Source organism: Actinomadura sp. NPDC048032 (genome assembly GCF_040653175.1).
In the GTDB taxonomy this organism is placed as follows: Bacteria; Actinomycetota; Actinomycetes; order Streptosporangiales; family Streptosporangiaceae; genus Spirillospora; species Spirillospora verrucosospora.
Genome location: NZ_JBEZJP010000673.1, coordinates 1 through 2687 on the forward strand (window position 1 = coordinate 1; position 2687 = coordinate 2687).

The 2687-nt window shown below is 75.5% G+C and carries 2 protein-coding genes and 1 pseudogene; 2 read left to right on the top strand and 1 reads right to left on the bottom strand.

Translation table 11 applies throughout. The features are described from left to right. The coding region (locus AB0C69_RS40880) for an aminotransferase class III-fold pyridoxal phosphate-dependent enzyme (RefSeq protein ID WP_360361980.1) at positions 1-776 on the top strand (776 nt) is incomplete at its 5' end. Then, positions 773-2191, top strand: coding sequence for a CoA-acylating methylmalonate-semialdehyde dehydrogenase (gene mmsA, locus AB0C69_RS40885; RefSeq protein WP_360361983.1), 1419 nt, complete (start codon positions 773-775; stop codon positions 2189-2191). The genes AB0C69_RS40880 and mmsA, both read left to right, overlap by 4 nt. On the opposite strand, the pseudogene AB0C69_RS40890 reads toward mmsA, so the two are convergent. Continuing rightward, positions 2110-2577: pseudogene (locus tag AB0C69_RS40890) on the bottom strand (DUF4439 domain-containing protein); the annotation flags it as partial. The gene mmsA and the pseudogene AB0C69_RS40890 overlap by 82 nt on opposite strands. Positions 2578-2687 lie beyond the last annotated feature (110 nt).

A 2687-nucleotide genomic window follows, 5' to 3' on the forward strand; every position in this document is an offset into this window, starting at 1 on the left:
GCACGCAGGACCTGCGGCACGTGCTGGCCACCGCGACCGGCGGCGACGTCGCCGCGCTCATCGCCGAACCGATCCAGGGCGTCGGCGGCTTCACGATGCCGCCGGACGGCCTGTTCGCCGCCTACAAGCGTGTCCTCGACGAGTTCGGCATCCTGTTCATCTCCGACGAGGTGCAGACCGGCTGGGGGCGGACGGGCCAGGGCTTCTGGGGGATCGACGACCACGGCGTCACCCCGGACGTGATCACTTTCGCCAAGGGGCTCGGCAACGGCTTCGCGGTCGGCGGCGTCGTCGCGCGCGGCGACCTCATGGACGGCCTCCACGCGGTCGGCATCTCCACCTTCGGCGGCAACCCGGTGTCGATGGCCGCGGCCAACGCCACGCTCGACTACGTCCTCGACCACGACCTGCGGTCCAACGCCGCCCGGCAGGGCGCGACGATCATCGGGGGGCTGTCGGCGGCGGCCGGCCGGTTCCCGATCGTGGCGGACGTGCGGGGCAAGGGCCTGATGTTCGCGGTCGAGCTGGCCGACCCGCGGACGGGCGAGCCGAGCCCGCCGCTCGCCGCCGCGCTGATGGAGGCCGCCCGCGAGCGGGGGCTGCTGGTCGGCAAGGGCGGCTTGTACGGCAACGTGGTGCGCATGGCTCCACCGCTGACCCTCACCGACGACGAGGCCGCGGAGGGCCTCGGCATCCTGATCGCATCGCTGGAAGCCGTCAACGGGACCGCCGTCGCCGGCGGGCCGGAGACGGCCGCTCGCCGGGAGGACGCATGACCAGGCACGTGACGCACTGGATCGGCGGGAAGCCGTACGGCGGGGAGAGCGCCCGGCGCGGCGAGATCTTCGAGCCCGCGTCCGGGCGCGTGGCCGGGACCGTCGACCTCGCCGGGGACACGGAGGTCGACGCCGCGGTCGCCGCCGCGAAGGCGGCGTTCCCCGGCTGGCGGGACGCCTCCCTCTCGCAGCGCACGAAGGTGCTGTTCCGCTTCCGCGAGCTGGTGGACGCGCACCGCGGGGAGCTCGCCCGGCTCATCTCGTCCGAGCACGGCAAGGTGGTCGCCGACGCGGCCGGCGAGGTCGCCCGGGGGCTGGAGGTCGCCGAGTTCGCCTGCGGCATCCCGCACCTGCTCAAGGGCGGGTTCTCCGAGAACGTCTCCTCGCGGGTGGACGCCTACTCGATCCTCCAGCCGGTCGGCGTGGCCGCCGGGATCACCCCGTTCAACTTCCCGGCGATGGTGCCGATGTGGATGTTCCCCGTCGCGATCGCGTGCGGGAACACGTTCGTGCTCAAGCCGTCCGAGAAGGACCCGTCGGCGTCGGTCCGGCTCGCCGAGCTGTGGGCCGAGGCGGGGCTGCCGGACGGCGTCTTCAACGTCCTGCACGGGGACAGGGCGGCGGTGGACGGCCTGCTGCGCCATCCCGACGTCAGGGCGGTCAGCTTCGTCGGCTCCACCCCGGTCGCGCGCCACATCTACGGGACGGCGGCCGCGAACGGCAAGCGGGTGCAGGCGCTCGGCGGGGCCAAGAACCACATGCTCGTGCTGCCGGACGCCGACCTCGACCTCGCGGCGGACGCCGCGGTGTCGGCCGGCTTCGGGTCGGCGGGGGAGCGGTGCATGGCGATCTCCGTCGTCGTCGCCGTGGACCCGGTCGGGGACGAGCTGACGGCCAAGATCAAGGAGCGGGTCGCCGGGCTGCGGGTGGGGCCGGGCGACCACCCCGAGGCGCAGATGGGGCCGCTCGTCACGAGGGCGCACCGGGACAGGGTGGCGTCCTATCTGGACGGCGCCGTCGCGCAGGGCGCCACGCTCGCCGTCGACGGGCGCGACCCGGACGTCCTGGGCGGCGCCGGCGACGGTTTTGCTCGTGGTAGGCGGCCCGCAGCTCGTCGAGGGCGCTCGTCCTGCCCGCCTGCGGATTCGTGGTCACGTGGGCTCCCTCCCCCGAAGTCATCCCGCGATGGGATCAACGTCGCTGATCGGGCCCTTCGTTCCCGTCGTGCCGAAGATCACTCACCCGGTTCGGGACGGGGGGACAGCGCCGCGGACGGCAGCCCGGGGAACGCCTCCGGCGGCGCCGCGGAACCCGACCTGGACCGCCAGCGCGCCGCCCACGCCGAGGCCCGCTGCGCGCTGTCGGCGGCGAACGCGCGCAGGTCGGGGGAGGAGGCGCCCGCGAGACCGACGTAGGCCGGCACGAGGGCGCTCTCCAGGGCCGCCGCGAGCTGCGCGGCCGCGCGGGCGGAGGTGACCTGGACCGGCAGCCTGTAGGCGGACGCCGCGGCGACCGGCGCGACCGACAGGACCGAGACCAGCTGGTCGCGCCGGGCGCGGTGCACGTTCCACAGGTCCTTCGCGGTCTGCTGGAGCGTGCCCCGCAGGCGGGCCCCGAGCACCCCGTACCCGTAGACGGCCGCGTGCTCGGCGGCCAGCGCGGTCTGCAGGGCCTCGGCGTCCGACCTCGACCGGACGGGCGGCGCACCGCCCTTGACGGTCATGGCGTGGCCGGCCTCGCAGGCCCCGATGCTGGCCAGCAGCTGCGCGAGCGCCGGACCGGCCTTGGCGGCGTCGGCCATGCGCCCCCGCGCGGCGCGGCGGCGCCGCGAACGGGGACGCACCGCCGCGCGGGCCGCGTCCGGGTGTTCCCGCTCGCGCCGGCCATCGCGGCCGCGGCCACCGGGGTCGT

What these genes read in the sequence shown, in the direction of transcription:
- mmsA (WP_360361983.1), top strand. Translation starts at nt 773, where the DNA reads ATGACCAGGCACGTGACGCACTGGATCGGCGGGAAGCCGTACGGCGGG.